This is a genomic window from Klebsiella sp. M5al (genome assembly GCF_002090195.1).
GTDB classification, from domain to species: domain Bacteria; phylum Pseudomonadota; class Gammaproteobacteria; order Enterobacterales; family Enterobacteriaceae; genus Klebsiella; species Klebsiella grimontii.
Genome location: NZ_CP020657.1, coordinates 1,761,649 through 1,778,113, shown reverse-complemented (window position 1 = coordinate 1,778,113; position 16,465 = coordinate 1,761,649). Strand labels below are relative to the sequence as shown.

17 protein-coding genes are annotated in these 16,465 nt (G+C 58.4%); 4 read left to right on the top strand and 13 right to left on the bottom strand.

Annotation, left to right across the window (positions count from 1 at the left end):
* Position 1 precedes the first annotated feature (1 nt).
* The 3 genes from sdhA to sdhC are packed head-to-tail and all read right to left on the bottom strand — an operon-like array spanning position 2 to position 2,513.
* On the bottom strand, positions 2-1,768 hold the full coding sequence (gene sdhA / locus BWI76_RS08405; protein ID WP_009651647.1) for a succinate dehydrogenase flavoprotein subunit: 1,767 nt from the start codon (positions 1,766-1,768) through the stop codon (positions 2-4).
* A complete protein-coding gene (sdhD, locus tag BWI76_RS08400) occupies positions 1,768-2,115 on the bottom strand; it encodes a succinate dehydrogenase membrane anchor subunit (protein ID WP_004100278.1) in 348 nt (115 codons plus the stop codon). Before sdhD ends, sdhA begins: the two co-directional genes overlap by 1 nt.
* Positions 2,109-2,513: a succinate dehydrogenase cytochrome b556 subunit gene (gene sdhC, locus BWI76_RS08395; RefSeq protein ID WP_004130523.1), complete on the bottom strand. Its 405-nt coding sequence runs from the start codon at positions 2,511-2,513 to the stop codon at positions 2,109-2,111. The genes sdhD and sdhC overlap by 7 nt, the downstream gene beginning before the upstream one ends.
* Positions 2,514-3,152: 639 nt before the next feature.
* On the opposite strand from sdhC, the gene gltA reads away from it, so the two are divergent.
* Entirely contained in the window at positions 3,153-4,436 is a 1,284-nt protein-coding gene (gene gltA / locus BWI76_RS08385) for a citrate synthase (protein WP_004100276.1), read from the top strand.
* Between the two features lie 45 nt (positions 4,437-4,481).
* Here gltA and nei read toward each other — a convergent pair whose 3' ends face one another.
* From nei to BWI76_RS08345, 8 genes are all read right to left on the bottom strand, one after another.
* The gene (nei, locus tag BWI76_RS08380; protein WP_004133438.1) at positions 4,482-5,273 is read right to left on the bottom strand and encodes an endonuclease VIII; all 792 of its coding nucleotides are present in this window, start codon (positions 5,271-5,273) and stop codon (positions 4,482-4,484) included.
* A gap of 15 nt (positions 5,274-5,288) precedes the next feature.
* Positions 5,289-5,933: a pyroglutamyl-peptidase I gene (gene pcp, locus BWI76_RS08375; RefSeq protein ID WP_024358784.1), complete on the bottom strand. Its 645-nt coding sequence runs from the start codon at positions 5,931-5,933 to the stop codon at positions 5,289-5,291.
* A gap of 9 nt (positions 5,934-5,942) precedes the next feature.
* Positions 5,943-6,938, bottom strand: a complete 996-nt coding sequence (locus BWI76_RS08370; RefSeq protein WP_049086579.1) for a DUF979 domain-containing protein — start codon at positions 6,936-6,938, stop codon at positions 5,943-5,945.
* The gene (locus tag BWI76_RS08365) at positions 6,935-7,660 is read right to left on the bottom strand and encodes a DUF969 domain-containing protein (protein WP_024358785.1); all 726 of its coding nucleotides are present in this window, start codon (positions 7,658-7,660) and stop codon (positions 6,935-6,937) included. Before BWI76_RS08365 ends, BWI76_RS08370 begins: the two co-directional genes overlap by 4 nt.
* Before the next feature lie 62 nt (positions 7,661-7,722).
* Positions 7,723-8,469: a 5-oxoprolinase subunit PxpA gene (pxpA, locus tag BWI76_RS08360; RefSeq protein ID WP_004132170.1), complete on the bottom strand. Its 747-nt coding sequence runs from the start codon at positions 8,467-8,469 to the stop codon at positions 7,723-7,725.
* Entirely contained in the window at positions 8,459-9,391 is a 933-nt protein-coding gene (pxpC, locus tag BWI76_RS08355) for a 5-oxoprolinase subunit PxpC (RefSeq protein WP_024358786.1), read from the bottom strand. The genes pxpA and pxpC overlap by 11 nt, the downstream gene beginning before the upstream one ends.
* Complete coding sequence (gene pxpB / locus BWI76_RS08350) at positions 9,385-10,041, bottom strand: 5-oxoprolinase subunit PxpB (RefSeq protein WP_004132173.1); 657 nt, start codon at positions 10,039-10,041, stop codon at positions 9,385-9,387. Before pxpB ends, pxpC begins: the two co-directional genes overlap by 7 nt.
* A gap of 15 nt (positions 10,042-10,056) precedes the next feature.
* Entirely contained in the window at positions 10,057-10,800 is a 744-nt protein-coding gene (locus BWI76_RS08345) for a type 2 GTP cyclohydrolase I (protein WP_064371444.1), read from the bottom strand.
* Between the two features lie 270 nt (positions 10,801-11,070).
* Between BWI76_RS08345 and dtpD the strand changes: the two genes are divergently transcribed.
* A complete protein-coding gene (gene dtpD, locus BWI76_RS08340) occupies positions 11,071-12,552 on the top strand; it encodes a dipeptide permease DtpD (protein WP_004132624.1) in 1,482 nt (493 codons plus the stop codon).
* Here the strand turns inward: dtpD and phrB are convergent.
* Both phrB and BWI76_RS08330 read right to left on the bottom strand, forming a co-directional pair.
* Positions 12,521-13,963, bottom strand: a complete 1,443-nt coding sequence (phrB, locus tag BWI76_RS08335; RefSeq protein WP_049088757.1) for a deoxyribodipyrimidine photo-lyase — start codon at positions 13,961-13,963, stop codon at positions 12,521-12,523. The genes dtpD and phrB overlap by 32 nt on opposite strands.
* Positions 13,964-14,165: 202 nt before the next feature.
* Positions 14,166-14,375 carry a YbfA family protein gene (locus BWI76_RS08330; protein WP_162626030.1) on the bottom strand — a complete coding sequence of 70 codons (210 nt, stop codon included), beginning with the start codon at positions 14,373-14,375 and terminating at the stop codon, positions 14,166-14,168.
* Between the two features lie 306 nt (positions 14,376-14,681).
* On the opposite strand from BWI76_RS08330, the gene kdpF reads away from it, so the two are divergent.
* A complete protein-coding gene (gene kdpF / locus BWI76_RS08325; protein WP_049250631.1) occupies positions 14,682-14,771 on the top strand; it encodes a K(+)-transporting ATPase subunit F in 90 nt (29 codons plus the stop codon).
* A complete protein-coding gene (kdpA, locus tag BWI76_RS08320; protein WP_024358789.1) occupies positions 14,771-16,450 on the top strand; it encodes a potassium-transporting ATPase subunit KdpA in 1,680 nt (559 codons plus the stop codon). The genes kdpF and kdpA overlap by 1 nt, the downstream gene beginning before the upstream one ends.
* Positions 16,451-16,465 lie beyond the last annotated feature (15 nt).

The following is a 16,465-nucleotide window of genomic DNA, read 5'->3' as shown; positions in this document are numbered from 1 at the left end:
ATTAATAAGTACGAATCTTCGGCGGGAATGCCGGACGCAGCTTCGGTTCCATATTGACGCTACGACGCGTCATGGATTCCGACTCTGGCAGATACAGGGAATGGCACAGCCAGTTTTCATCATCACGATCCGGGAAGTCGAAGCGGCTATGCGCACCGCGGCTTTCGGTACGGTAGTTCGCAGACATTGCGGTGGCGTAAGCGGTTTCCATCAGGTTATCCAGCTCCAGACACTCAACGCGCTGGGTGTTGAACTCGCTGGAAGTATCATCCAGGCGGGCGTTTTTCAGACGCTCGCGGATCGCTTTCAGCTGCTCAAGGCCCTTCGCCATTGCGTCCCCTTCGCGGAATACCGAGAAGTTATGCTGCATACACTCTTGCAGCGCTTTGCGGATTTCGACCGGGTCTTCACCATTGCGGTTGCCGTTCCAGCGGTTCAGACGTTCCAGCGAAGCATCGATCTCGTCATCCGTCGCATCGCGCAGTACGCCCTGTTCGGCGATAGACTCCTGCAGATGCAGGCCCACCGCGCGGCCAAAGACCACCAGGTCAAGCAGCGAGTTGCCGCCCAGACGGTTCGCGCCGTGTACCGATACGCAGGCGATTTCGCCTACCGCGAACAGCCCCGGAATCACCACGTCTTCGCCCTGCTCGTTAACGGTCAGCGCCTGCCCGCTCACTTTGGTCGGAATACCGCCCATCATATAGTGGCAGGTTGGGATAACCGGAATCGGCTCTTTCACCGGGTCGACGTGAGCAAAGGTACGAGAGAGTTCCAGAATACCCGGCAGACGGGATTCGAGAACCTCTTTACCGAGATGGTCAAGCTTCAGCTTGGCGTGCGGGCCCCAAGGACCGTCGCAGCCGCGACCTTCACGGATTTCGATCATGATGGAACGCGCCACCACGTCACGACCCGCCAGGTCTTTCGCGTTCGGCGCATAACGCTCCATAAAGCGCTCGCCGTGTTTATTCAGCAGATAGCCGCCTTCACCGCGGCAGCCTTCGGTCACCAGAACGCCCGCACCGGCGATACCGGTCGGGTGGAACTGCCACATTTCCATATCCTGCACCGGAACGCCGGCGCGGATCGCCATACCCACGCCGTCGCCGGTATTGATATGAGCGTTGGTGGTGGACTGGTAAATACGGCCTGCGCCGCCGGTCGCCAGCACGGTGGCGCGAGCTTTAAAGTAAACCACTTCACCCGTTTCGATGCACAGGGCGGTACAGCCGACCACCGCGCCATCGGCGTTTTTCACCAGATCCAGCGCGTACCACTCGGAGAAAATAGTGGTGTGGTTTTTCAGGTTCTGCTGATAGAGGGTGTGCAGCAGGGCGTGACCGGTACGGTCAGCCGCCGCAGCGGTACGTGCCGCCTGCTCGCCGCCGAAGTTTTTCGACTGGCCGCCGAACGGACGCTGATAAATAGTGCCATTTTCGAGACGCGAGAACGGCAGACCCATATGGTCCAGCTCCAGAATCGCTTCCGGGCCGGTTTTACACATATATTCGATGGCGTCCTGATCGCCAATGTAGTCCGACCCCTTGACGGTGTCGTACATATGCCATTCCCAGTTATCTTCATGGGTATTACCGAGCGCGACGGTGATGCCGCCCTGCGCGGAAACGGTATGGGAACGGGTCGGGAAGACTTTGGAGAGCAGCGCACAGGTCTGGCCGCTTTGGGAAATCTGCAGCGCCGCGCGCATACCTGCGCCGCCGGCACCGATCACAACTGCATCAAATTCTCTGACTGGCAATTTCATTACACACCCCACACCACAACAAATCCATAAAGAACGTAAGCCACCAGCGCAACAACGATCAGCAGTTGCAGAATTAAGCGCACGGCCAGTGGTTTAACGTAGTCCGTTAACACCTGCCACATCCCGATCCAGGCGTGGATCAGAATGGAAACGAGAGCCAGCAGGGTGAAGACTTTAGTGAACGCGGAGGAGAAAAAGCCCGTCCAGACTTCCCATGAAATTTCACCGGTAGTGGCAAAAAAGCCCACCATATAGATGATGTAGAGGGTCAGAACGATAGCGGTAGCACGGACCAGAATAAAGTCATGTACGCCGTTGCGTCCTAGTGCTGAGGCGTTGCTTACCATACGAGGACTCCTGCGAGAAGTGAAAGCACGACAGTAATAACAAAAGAAATTTTGGCGGAGCGTGTCCCTACTTCGAGGGTTTCTTCAAGGTAGCCAAAATCCATCAGCAGGTGGCGAATACCGACCACCGCGTGATACGCCAGCGCGGTCAGGATGCCCCACATGATGAACTTCACAAAGAAGCTATCCATAATGGATGCCGCAGTGAGAAAACCTTCGGGAGAGGAAAGGCTGGTGCCCAGCAGCCAAAGCAGAATCCCGACCGCCACGAAGGTGATCACTCCGGATACGCGATGGAGAATGGACGCTATCGCCGTGATTGGGAACCGGATCGTTTGCAGATCCAGATTGACAGGTCTTTGTTTTTTCACATTTCTTACCATGAATAACGCCCACATGCTGTTCTTATTGTTTCCTTCCTCCGGTCTGCTTGCGGGTCAGACAGCGTCCTTATCTATAACTAAAAGTCATGTTAAAACGCCTTTTCAGGAGTTAAAGCGTGACAAAATAACGCTGGGTGGCTCGGGATTGCAGGGTGTTCCGGAGACCTGGCGGCAGTATAGGCCGTTCACAAAATCATTACAATTAACCTACATATAGTTTGTCGGGTTTTCTCCCGAACAGTGATCAATGTCACGATAACAACATATTTTTAATTTTTAATCATCTGATTTGACAAATATTAAACATTATTGTTACAACCATTACCAGATAAATGCAATAATACGCAAAAGTTATGGGGTCACTCTTTTACCTGAGAATAAGTTATGCAACAGTGAGAGAGTATTGACCGATGTAATCAGGACAGTTATTAGTGGTATATAGTTTTAAAATATTCGGGCTGCTAAAACGCTGATTTGCTGTTGTTTCATCGTAGGCTGAAGTCGTACCATCAAGCGCCCTTGCTCTGTACCCTGCCCCTTTCGCGACGCAGAGCGATGTGCAACATAACAAACTGGTAACGTCATCTGCTACGGGCCGAATGCAAATCCACCACCCGGCAGTCTTAAGCAATAAAGGCGCTAAGGAGACCATAAATGTCTGATGCTAAAGCAAAAATCACCCTGGGTGGTGATACTGCTATCGAACTGGATGTGCTAAAGGGCACTCTCGGTCAGGATGTTATTGATATTCGTAGTCTTGGTTCAAAAGGCGTATTTACTTTTGACCCTGGTTTCACCTCAACCGCATCCTGCGAATCTAAAATCACCTTTATCGACGGTGATGAAGGTATCCTGCTGCACCGCGGTTTTCCGATCGATCAGTTAGCAACCGACTCCAACTATCTGGAAGTATGCTACATCCTGCTGAACGGTGAGAAGCCAACCCAGGCCCAGTACGACGAATTCAAAACTATCGTTACTCGCCACACGATGATTCACGAACAGATTACCCGTCTGTTCCACGCGTTCCGCCGCGATTCACATCCGATGGCCGTTATGTGCGGTATCACCGGCGCGCTGGCCGCCTTCTATCACGATTCGCTGGATGTGAATAACCCACGCCACCGCGATATCGCCGCATTCCGCCTGCTCTCCAAGATGCCGACTATGGCGGCAATGTGTTACAAATATTCTATCGGCCAGCCTTTCGTTTATCCGCGCAACGACCTCTCCTACGCGGGTAACTTCCTGAATATGATGTTCTCCACGCCGTGTGAAAAATATGAAGTGAACCCGATTCTGGAACGCGCCATGGACCGTATCCTGATCCTGCACGCCGACCATGAACAAAACGCTTCGACTTCCACCGTGCGTACCGCCGGCTCTTCCGGCGCCAACCCGTTTGCCTGCATCGCTGCGGGTATTGCCTCCCTGTGGGGACCGGCGCACGGCGGCGCCAACGAAGCGGCGCTGAAGATGCTCGAAGAGATCAGCTCCGTTGAGCACATTCCGGAATTCGTCCGTCGCGCGAAAGACAAAAACGACTCTTTCCGCCTGATGGGCTTTGGCCACCGGGTGTACAAAAACTACGACCCGCGCGCCACCGTTATGCGTGAAACCTGCCATGAAGTGCTGAAAGAGCTGGGCACCAAAGACGATCTGCTGGAAGTGGCCATGGAGCTTGAGCACATCGCGCTCAACGACCCGTACTTCATCGAGAAGAAACTTTACCCGAACGTCGATTTCTACTCCGGTATCATCCTCAAAGCGATGGGCATCCCATCCTCCATGTTTACCGTTATCTTTGCGATGGCGCGTACCGTGGGCTGGATTGCGCACTGGAACGAAATGCACAGCGACGGCATGAAAATCGCCCGTCCACGTCAGCTGTATACCGGCTATGAAAAGCGCGATTTCAAAAACGATATCGCCCGCTAAGTCGGCTATCGCTACGACAAAAAACGCGCCTTCTGGCGCGTTTTTTTATTGCTGGCATCCCGGGCACCAGTAAAACGGCCGCGACGACAGCATGGTCCTCTCGATAATCCCGCCGCAGCGCTCGCAGGCCTCCCCTTCGCGATGAAAAACCTTAAAGCGAAACAGCGCGCCGTGGTGCTTATTCTCATCGGCCAGACCGCGGGTGTTGTAGGACAATCGCGGGATCTCCAGCAGCGCATGCGCCAGCGCATCGAGCTGTTTTTCATCCAGTTCTGAGGCTTTATGCCGCCCGGTCAGCCCCACCTGCCAGAGGATCTCCACGCGCAGATAGTTGCCTAATCCGGCAAGAAACGCCTGATCCAGCAGCAGACCGGAGAACTGGCGGTTGCGAAATTTCGCCGACAGCAGCCGCGCTTTAACCTGTTCAACGCTAAGGCGCATATCGAGCACATCCGGCCCGACCCGCAGCAAAAATGGATGGCGGGCGAGCTGCTCGGGCGTCAGCATTTCAATATCGGAGGCGCTGTAGAGCAAAATCGCCCTGCGCGCGGTCTGCAGCCGGACGCGCAGAACGCGCGTCGTTTCAGGCTGCTCCCCCGCGTCCACCACTCGCCAGACGCCGTACAGCTGATTGTGGCTATACAGCGTTAGCCCGCCGGAGAAGTGGGTCAGCAGCGCCTTGCCGCGAGTTTCAATGTGCGTCACTCGCTGGCCGACCAGCTGAGATTGGTATTGTTGTAACTGCGGGAAGGCGAACCACGCCCCGGTCAGGGGTTCGCCTTTAATCGCCGCTTCCAGGCTATCCGCCGCGCGGCGAATTTCCGGACCTTCCGGCATAATCTTATCCTTGTGTTAATGCGTTGCGCCGCCGCCGACTTTCACGTCCCCGTCCTGCTGCAGGGCAACGGCGATAGCCGTTTCCAGCGCCGCACGCACCGTGTCTACCGCCATACTCGCTTCGCCGGGGTGAGCCGCGGCCTGCTCCGGCAAATACGGTATATGGATAAACCCGCCCTTCGCGCCGCTGCGATGACGCAGGCTATGCAGCAGGCCATACATCACGTGATTACAGACAAACGTCCCCGCCGTCTGCGACACCGACGCCGGAATGCCTTTGCTCCGCAGGGCGGTCACGATCGCTTTGATCGGCAGCGTGCTGAAGTACGCCGCCGGGCCTCCGGCTACGATCGGCACGTCGATCGGCTGCAGGCCTTTATTGTCCGGGATCCGCGCATCATCGACGTTGATCGCCACCCGTTCAACGGTGATGTCGACGCGACCGCCCGCCTGGCCAATCGCCAGCGTTAAGACAGGTTTCAGCTCATCCAGCGCGGCGTTCAGCGCCGTCAGGGCGTCGCCAAAGACGCACGGCAGCTGCCGCGCCACCACCGGCTGCCCGGCGATGATAGCGCCGTCCAGCCGCTTTACCACTTCCCACGAAGGGTTAACCGCTTCGCCGCCAAACGGTTCAAAACCGGTAATCAGTACGCCAGCCATGATCCCTCCTTACAGGAACATCAGGAAATAGAGCAAAAATACGTTCACGATAAGCAGCATAACGCCGGTCGGCACCTGGGCTTTGATCACCGCGTTTTTATCCGGCAGCTCCAGCAGCGCGGCCGGGACGATATTGAAGTTCGCCGCCATTGGGGTCATCAGGGTCCCGCAGTAGCCGGAGAACATGCCAATTGCCGCCATCACCGCCGGGTTACCGCCGTGCTGCAGCACCAGAATCGGGATCCCGACGCCCGCCGTCACGATGGGAAACGCGGCGAAAGCGTTGCCCATCACCATCGTCAGCAGCGCCATACCCAAGGTATAGACGGCCACGGCGATAAACCGGCTGTCTACCGCCAGATAGTGCTGCGTCAGCCAGGAGATGCTATTGCCGACGCCCGCTGCGGTAAACAGCAGCCCGAGCACCGCGAGGATCTGCGGCAAAATAAACGCCCAGCCCACGGAATCCAGCAGGCGACGAGCTTCCTGCAACGGCTGCGCCGCCGTTTCATGGGTCATGCGGATAGCCATCACCAGGCCGAGCAGCGTACCTGCGGTCATTGAAAACAGCGTGATCAGCGTGGCGTGATTGCCCGGCCCAAAGATAGCGACCTGTAGCGAGGGGAGATTATTAAACAGCAGCACGCCGATCACCGTCACCACCGGTATCGCCAGCGCCGGGAAAAACAGCCGGTTGCCAAGACGCGCTGCGCTGGCGGTACGTTCTTCCTGCGAGCGCTGATGATAGCGACCGAGGCGCACGCCGCCAAAACCGGCGATCAGCGCCAGTACCACCACCACCACGCCAACGCCGATATTGACGGTGCGCTTGTCGCCGACCAGCTCATAGGTCCAGTCGCCAAACAGAAACACCAGGCCGTACAGCCCCCAGAACAGGCCGGTTGTCAGCCTGCGCGGGTTGGCCTTATCGCGCCATGACATCACCGCTACCACCAGCAGAACGACGCCCGCCAGCCAGTAAAGCCAGGTTTGCTGAAAATTCATACGGCACCGCCTTTCGCCTGGCCGGCGTTAACCTTGTCCAGCTCGCGCTGGAGATGGCGGTCGAGGCGCCACAGGCGGGCGGAGTGGATCAGGAAAGCGCAGACCGCCGTGGGGATCCCCCACAGGGCGATGTGCAGCGGCTCGGTCTGAATGCCGCCCGACTCCAGCATAAAGTTATGCATAAAGATAATCGCGCCGAAGGCGACGAAAATATCTTCCCCGAAGAACAGGCCGACGTTATCGGTCGCCGCCGACATCGCGCGCAGGCGATAGCGGACCTCGCCAGGCAAGGCGCCAAAGTTTTTCTCCGCCGCCCCTTCCGCCATCGGCGCCAGCAGCGGGCGCACCATCTGCGGATGTCCGCCCAGGCTGGTGAGGCCCATCGCCGCGGTCACTTCACGCACGAACAGATAGACGATAAGCAGACGACCGGCGGTGGCGCTGCGGATCTTCGCGATCCACATCTGCGCGCGCTCTTTCAGCCCGTGCCGCTCCAGCAGGCCAATCACCGCCAGCGGCAGCAGCAGAATAAACGGCAGGTTGCGGGTATTGAGAAACCCTTCACCCAGCTTTTCCAGAATGGTCGCGATCGGCATATGCGCCGTCAGACCGGTGATGATCCCGGACACAATAACCACCAGCACCGGGTTAAAACGCAGAACAAATCCGACCACGATCGCCGCAATGCCGATCAGTGGCCAGAGAGATAATGACTCTCCCATAGTAACATCCTGTATGTTGTTGTGAGTTGTTGTCTAATTTTAAGAAATTGATTTTATTGTTTTTATTCTTGCACTTCCGCACTGACCTGTATATTGCGCCCGGCAAACGCCGCGCGCAAGCGGCGCGCAAAATCCAGCGCGTGCTCGCCGTCACCGTGCAGGCAGACGGTTTCCGCCACCACGTGCGCCCATTCGCCAGTGATACTGCGCACCCGGCTGTGCTGCACCATTTCCAGGGTTTGCGCCAGCGACTGTTCTTCGCTTTCGATCAGCGCGCCGGGCTGGGTACGCGGCACCAGGCTGCCGTCCGCCAGATAGCCGCGGTCGGCGAAGACCTCCTGGCGAGTGGTCAGCTGATAACGCTGCCCGGCGCGAATCAGCTCGCTGCCCGCCAGGCCCACCAGCACCAGACCCGCGTCAACGTCATATACCGCTTTGGCGATAGCGTCAGCTAGCTGCGGATCTTTTGCCGCCTGGTTATAGAGCATACCGTGCGGCTTGACGTGCCGCAGCTCGCCGCCCTGAGCGCGCACCAGCGCCGCCAGCGCGCCAACCTGATACAGCGTTTGCGCATAAACCGTTTCCGGCGGCAGCTGCATCGCCGTACGGCCAAAATTTTCCCGGTCGGGAAAGCTGGGATGCGCGCCCACCGCGACGCCATATTTCAGCGCTTCGCGGACGCACTGCAGCATCATTAGCGCATCGCCCGCATGGAAACCGCAGGCGATATTGGCGGAAGAGACCAGCTGCAGCAGCGCGCTATCGTTGGCGCAGCCTTCGCCGAGATCGGCGTTTAAATCAATCTTCATCGTTAAGTCTCCATGCCAGTTGTTCAAAGTAACGTTGCCTGTCGGCGCGCGCTTTCAGCGCTTCCTCCAGGGAGCAGGGAACAAAGTGGATCGGTTGTCCCAGCGGGATCTGCGCCAGCTGGTACATGTCGGCTTCGATAATGGTCGCAATCCGCGGATAGCCGCCGGTGGTCTGCGCGTCGTTCATCAGTACGATGGGCTGGCCGTTATGCGGAACCTGCACCACCCCAGGCAGCAGGCCGTGGGACAGCATCTCGCGATCGGTCATTCGCTTCAGCGGTTGCCCCTGCAGGCGGTAGCCCATGCGATTGCTCTGCGGGCTAAGCCGCCACGGCGAACGCCAGAAGGCGTCCTGCGACACGCTATCGAACTCCTGGTACTCCGGCCCGGGCAGCGCGCGGATGCGGTTGCCGATGGGCAGCTGCTTCACGCCGCGCGGTCCGCGGAACTGCTTATCCGATTTCCCCAGCTTCAGCCGGTCGCCGTCCTGCAAGCGTCGCCCTTCAAGGCCGCCAATTCCCACTTTCAGGTCAGTGCTGCGCGAACCCAGCACCTTCGGCACCGCAATTCCCCCCGCCACCGCCAGATAGCTGCGCACGCCGTGCTGGGGATTCTTGAGCACCAGATGCTGCCCGGCCTTGACCGCCGTTCGCCAGCCCACCCATACCGGCTCGCCATCGAGCTTCGCCTCGCAGGCGGCGCCGGTCAGCGCAAACCAGCCGCTACGCTCAAACTGAATATCCACCTGGCCCAGGGTTATCTCCAGCGCCGCGGCGTTGGCGCCGTTACCCACCAGCAGATTGGCGGTGACCAGCGCCGGCTTATCCATCGCGCCGCAGCGGCTGATGCCCAGCTGACGCAGCCCTTCACGCCCGCCGTCCTGCACCGAGGTATACATTCCGGCGCGGATAATTTTTAACATACGCCCTCCTTTTGCGGCACGAAACGCACTCTGTCGCCGGAACGCAGCAGCACCGGTTCCTTGCGCTTCGGATCAAATAGCGCCAGCGGCGTACGCCCCAGCAGCTGCCACCCCCCCGGCGTCGCCAGCGGATAGATCCCGGTTTGCGCGCCGCCAATACCGACGGACCCGGCGGGCACCAGCAGGCGCGGCTCCGCCCGTCGCGGCATCGCCAGCTTTTCTGGCAGGCCGCCGAAATACGGGAAACCCGGCTGAAAGCCGAGGAACCACACCACGTACTCCACCGACGAATGCAGCTCAACCACCTGCTTCTCGCTCAGGCCGCTGTGGCGGGCAATTTCCCCCAGATCCGGTCCGTATTCGCCGCCGTAAACCACCGGAACCGACACCTGCCGCGATTCCGGTTCGAGCGTATCGCACTCCTCCCACCAGAGCTGCAGGCGCTCAATCGCATCCCACGCCGTCTGCTGCGGATTACGCAATATCACGGTAATGTTGTTCATACCCGGGATGGCTTCCACCACCTCGGTATGGCCAACCAGCCGCTGGGCTAACCGCCAGATCCGCTTCTGGCTTTCCAGGGTTACCGGCGGCTCAAGCTCCAGTACCACTGCCGTTTCACCTAACAAATAACAACGCGCTCGCTGCACTTTTGCCTCCGTTCATCAAGCCGGGTTGGGGATATCAATAAACGTGACGTCCAGTTCGGTATTTTCCGTTAGCCATTCGCTTAACGCGCGAATTCCGCCGCGCTCGGTGGCATGGTGCCCGGCGGCGTAAAAATGCAGCCCCTGCTCGCGCGCCGAGTGGATGGTTTGCTCTGAAACCTCACCGGTAATAAACGCGTCGACGCCAAAGCGGGCGGCGCTGTCGATAAAGCTCTGGCCGCCGCCGGTGCACCACGCCACGCGAGCGACTTTGTCCGGCCCGGTGTCGCCGCACCACAGCGGTTTGCGTCCCAGCCGCGCTTCAATCCACGAAGCCAGTTCCAGACCCGATACCGCCATCGACAGTTCGCCCCACGGCACCAGCGGCTCGATTTCGCCCATCACGTTGATGCCGAGCAGCGACGCCAGCTGGGCGTTATTGCCCAGTTCCGGGTGGGCATCAAGCGGCAGGTGCCAGCCGTAGAGGTTAATGTCGTTAGCCAACAGCGTTTTGAGGCGGTTGCGCTTCATGCCGCGAATCACCGGCGATTCACCTTTCCAGAAGTAGCCGTGATGGACGATCACCGCATCGGCCTCCAGGCGCACGGCTTCATCCAGCAGCGCCTGGCTGGCGGTTACGCCGGTGACGATTTTTTGTATCGTCTCGCGCCCTTCCACCTGAAGCCCACTGGGGGCGTAATCACTGATGGCCGCGCTATTCAGCTTTTCATTAATCAGTTGTTCCAGTTCACTATTTTTCATTGCCGCTCCACCAGGTCATCATTCTATGCAGAGGGATAACATAACGGTATCCGCCCGGTCAGTCGATAGTTCTGCCGCTTCGCCGTCCATTTTGACTTTTCGCGAAATCCCGCAATTTGTCTACTCCCTCCTGCGCGCATTCGTGTATATTTATGCACTATTACAGCATATTAAATAACCAGAAAGCCTATAACGCCATGAATATCGCTAGTTAATAGCTATTCATGCAGAAAGATCGACTTTCTTTTTTATGGCAGGACGAAGCATTACATGAACACACAATCCTCACAGCCGCGGGCGATTTATTACGTCGTCGCGCTGCAAATCTGGGAATACTTCAGCTTTTACGGCATGCGCGCGCTGCTGATTCTTTATCTCACCAATCAGCTCAAGTATGACGATAATCACGCTTATGCGCTGTTCAGCGCCTACTGTTCTTTAGTTTACGTCACGCCGATTCTCGGCGGCTTCCTGGCCGATAAGCTGCTGGGCAACCGCATGGCGGTGATGCTCGGCGCGCTGTTGATGGCCATCGGCCATCTGGTGCTCGGCGCCAGCGAAATCGCCCCCACCTTCCTCTATCTGTCGCTGGCGATTATTGTCTGCGGCTACGGGCTGTTTAAATCCAACGTCAGCTGCCTGCTCGGCGAACTGTATGAACCCACCGACCCGCGCCGCGACGGCGGTTTTTCGCTGATGTACGCGGCGGGCAACGTCGGGTCTATCATTGCGCCAATCGCCTGCGGCTACGTGCAGGAGGAGTACAGCTGGGCGATGGGCTTTGCGCTGGCGGCGGTAGGCATGATCGCCGGGCTGGTCATTTTCCTCAGCGGCAACCGCCATTTCCGCCATACCCGGGGCGTCAATCGCGAAGCGCTGCGGGCGCGGAGCTTTGTTTTACCAAACTGGGGCTGGCTGCTGGTGCTGCTGATCGCCGCTCCGCTGCTAATCACCGTGCTGTTTTGGCAGGAGTGGTCGGTCTATGCGCTGATTGTGGCGACGGTTATCGGCCTGGCGGTACTGACGCGGATCTACCTGCGCGCGGAGACCGCCGGGCAGCGTAAAGATCTGCGGCTGATTATGGTGCTCACCTGCTTCAGCCTGCTGTTCTGGGCCTTTGCGCAGCAGGGCGGCAGTTCCATCAGCCTGTATATCGACCGTTTCGTTAACCGCCATTTTATGGGCTATGAAATACCGACCGCGATGTTCCAGTCGGTCAACGCCTTTGCGGTGATGCTCTGCGGAGTGGTGCTGGCGTGGCTGGTGAAAGAGAATATCAACGGCAACCGTACCGTGCGCATCTGGGGCAAGTTTGCGTTGGGCCTCGGCCTGATGAGCGCCGGGTTCTGCATCCTGACCCTCAGCGCCCGCTGGTCAGCCGCCTATGGCCACTCCTCGATGCCGCTAATGGTATTGGGTCTGGCGGTGATGGGCTTTGCCGAGCTGTTTATCGACCCGGTTGCGATGTCGCAAATCACCCGCATTCAGATCCCCGGCGTGACCGGCGTGCTGACCGGCATTTATATGCTGCTCTCCGGCGCAATCGCCAACTATCTGGCGGGGGTGATTGCCGACCAGACCTCGCAGGGGTCGTTCGACGCCGCCGGGGCCATCAACTACTCGATTAACGCCTACATTGAGGTGTTCAGCCAGATAACCTGGGGCGCGCTGGCCTGCGTCGGCCTGGTGCTGGCGATCTGGCTGTATCACTCCGTTAAGATCAGGGCTCGTCGCCTGGCGATGGAGTCTTAAGTTCTCTGGCGGCTTCCCAGGCCGCCAGCGTCTCCAGCCGCGCCTGCTTGTGGTCAACAATCGGGCGCGGATAATCCAGCTTTACGCCCTGCTTTTCCGCCCACAGCCACGGTTGATGCACTGCTTTCTCTGGCACTCCGGCCAGCTCCGGCAGCCAGTGACGAATAAACCGCCCCGCTTTATCGAAGCGTTCTCCCTGGGTCGTCGGGTTAAAAATACGAAAATAGGGCGCGGCATCGGTACCCGTGGAGGCCGCCCACTGCCAGCCGCCGTTATTCGCCGCCAGATCGCCATCAATAAGCTGTTCGATAAAGTAGCGCTCGCCCAGCCGCCAGTCGATTCGCAGGTCTTTCACCAGGAAGCTGGCGACAATCATCCGCAGGCGGTTATGCATCCACCCAGTGGTATTAAGCTGACGCATGGCGGCATCGACAATCGGGAAACCGGTTTGCCCGCGCTGCCAGGCCTGAAGCGCGGATTTATCATCCAGCCACGCCACGTTATCGGTCCAGCCGATAAAAGGGCGACCTTTACACAAGTTTGGGTAGTAAACCATCAGATGACGGTAAAACTCGCGCCAGATAAGCTCGTTGAGCCATACCGCCCCGGCTTCGCCATCCAGCGCCCGCGGCTGCTCAACCAGCAAACGGTGCAGGCACTGGCGCGGCGAGAGCGCGCCCACCGCCAGGCACGGCGACAGCCGGCTGGTTCCTTCGACGGCGGGAAGATCGCGCTGCTGTTCATAATCGGCGGCTTTTTGCTGGCAGAAACCGCGGAGCCGGGCGATAGCGCTTTTTTCATCCGCGGCGAACAGCTCGCTATCAAAGGGCGTCTGCGGATAGTCTATTTCCACATTAGAGGCGGCAGCGATGGGGCCACTCGCGCGGACTTTCGGCGCGGCGACGCACTCGGGCAGCGCTTCCTGTAAACGGCGAAGAAAGGCATTTTTAAACGGCGTAAACACCTTATACATTTCGCGATTGCCGGTCAGCACGCTGCCCGGCGGCAGCAGGACGCTGTCATCAAAACCCTGACAAGTCACTCCGGCCAGGGTATTTTCCACCGCGGCATCGCGCTGGCGTTCGTTAATTTCGTACTGATAGTTGTAAAACAGATGTGTGACCTGCTGCTGCCCGCAGAAGCTGGCGAGCCGTTTTACGCTGGCGGCAAAATCTTCCGCCTGTTCAACGTGCAGCGGGATCCCCTTTTCCGCCAGCGCCGCTTGCAGGCTGTGAAGATGGCTAACGATAAATGCAGCCTGACGCGCCGCCATCCCGTGCTGGCGCCATTGCCCTGGCGTGGCGATAAATAACCCCAGCACCTCGGCATGGGGATCGCGGCAGGCGGCAGCAAGCGCCAGATTATCGTGCATGCGCAAATCCGCGCGAAACCAGACCAGATGGGTGGCCATAACATTCCTTTCATCATTAAAATGGATACATACGACGTCTAAAACAGCTATCCCCCGGGCTTAGCCTGCGGGAAGTTAATAAGTGTAAGCCACTCCAGGCAAAAAAAAACCGCCGGATAAACCGGCGGCGTGATTGATAACAAAATTCTTAGGCGCAGCGCCTGCGCTTCAGCAGGCTTAGCCGTTCGGCCATCTGCAAAGGTTAATAAAAATCTGCGGAGGCCTTTTCCGCCTGCGCCATCCATACCGGCTGTTCGCTGGTTTTTGCCCACACGCGGTGCAGCCAGCTGTAGAAACGCGCGCGGTCTTTCCAGAACAGCATTACCGGCAGCGCCAGCACGCCAGCCGTCACGGCGAAAGCGCGACGCGCAAAGATGATATGAGCAGGATAAGTTTTGTACAACGCCATAATTTCTCTCCCCTTTGTCAGGCCGGCAAGCAAGGCCGGAAAAGTTACAATGTTTCTCTGCTTAAAATAGTACCGCTTTGGCTGTAATTTTACTACTCATCCGACCACTAAAAAGCGCCTATTTAGCTTTTATTTACATTCATCCGGTAACTTAGTTACAAAAAAGTTAAATTAATACTAATCATTAGTTAAATTGTGGGCTTGGTGATTTTTATATTTTTTTTACACCCCCGTCGCTGATTTTTGCGAAATCTTTGCGCCCGACTGCCTATTCTCCTCGTAAATCGAAAATACACCCGGAGGTGGATTGTGACTGCAGGCGTAATCGCTGGCGTAGCGCTGGTGTTCCTGTTGCTGGTTTATCTGGTTTATGCCCTGATACACGCGGAGGCATTCTGATGGCCGCTCAAGGATTTTTGCTCATTGCGAGCTTTATTCTGCTACTGATGATCCTGGCGCGTCCGCTGGGCGCGGCGCTGGCGACCATGATCAATGATGCCCCGCTACCGGGCCTGGCCGGTATCGAACGCGGTTTATGGCGGGCGGCGGGCATTCGTTCGCAGGAGATGAACTGGTATCAATATTTATTCGCTATCCTGCTGTTTAACGCGCTGGGACTGGCGGCGCTGTTCGCGCTGCTGACGTTCCAGGGCTCGCTGCCGCTCAACCCGCAGCATCTGCCCGGCCTGTCGTGGGACCTGGCGCTGAATACGGCGGTGAGCTTTGTCAGCAACACCAACTGGCAGGCCTATGCCGGTGAAACCACCATGAGTAGTCTTAGCCAGATGGCCGGGCTGGCGGTGCAAAACTTCCTCTCCGCCGCCACCGGCATCGCGGTGATCTTTGCCCTCACCCGCGCCTATGCCCGACAGAAAGTCAGCACCCTGGGCAACGCCTGGGTCGACCTGACCCGCATCACCCTCTGGCTGCTGCTGCCGATTTCGCTGCTCATCGCGCTGTTCTTTATTCAGCAGGGCGTACCGCAGAGCTTTTCCCCCAATCAGGGATTTACCTCGCTTGAAGGGGTACGCCAGATGCTGCCGATGGGGCCGGTGGCCTCGCAGGAAGCGATAAAAATGCTGGGGACCAACGGCGGCGGCTTCTTTAACGCCAACTCGGCGCATCCGTTTGAAAACCCCACCGCGCTGACCAACCTGGTGCAGATGCTGGCTATCTTTCTCATCCCGGCGGCGCTGTGCTTCGCCTTCGGCGAGGTGGTGGGCGACCGCCGTCAGGGACGCGCGATTCTGTGGGCGATGACGCTGATCTTCATCGTCTGCGTGGCGGTAGTGATGTGGGCGGAGACCCGCGGCAACCCGCATCTGCTGAGCCTTGGCGCCGATAGTAGCCTGAATATGGAAGGCAAAGAGAGCCGGTTCGGCATTCTCGCCAGCAGCCTGTTCGCCGTGGTCACCACCGCCGCGTCATGCGGCGCGGTCAACGCCATGCATGACTCCTTTACCGCGCTGGGCGGGATGGTGCCGATGTGGCTGATGCAGATAGGCGAAGTGGTCTTCGGCGGCGTGGGCTCTGGCCTGTACGGCATGCTGCTGTTCGTCATGCTGGCGGTCTTCATCGCCGGGCTGATGATTGGCCGCACACCGGAATACCTCGGCAAAAAGATCGACGTGCGCGAAATGAAAATGATCGCGCTGGCGATCCTCGTGACCCCAACGCTGGTGCTGCTCGGTACGGCGCTGGCAATGATGACCGAGGCCGGGCGCGCGGGCATGTTCAACCCCGGACCGCACGGCTTCAGCGAAGTGCTGTACGCCGTCACCTCCGCGGCCAACAACAACGGCAGCGCCTTTGGCGGCCTGAGCGCGGCGACGCCGTTCTGGAACCTGCTGCTGGCGTTCTGCATGCTGGTTGGCCGCTTCGCGGTGATTATCCCGGTGATGGCCATTGCCGGTTCGCTGGTGACCAAGAAAATTCAGCCCGCCGGCAGCGGCACGCTCGCCACCCACGACGCGCTGTTTATCGGCCTGCTGATCGGCACCGTACTGCTGGTGGGCGCCCTGACCTTTATTCCCGCGCTGGCGCTCGGCCCGCTGGCGGAACACTTTTCCTTACTTTAAGCGATTGCGGAGCAA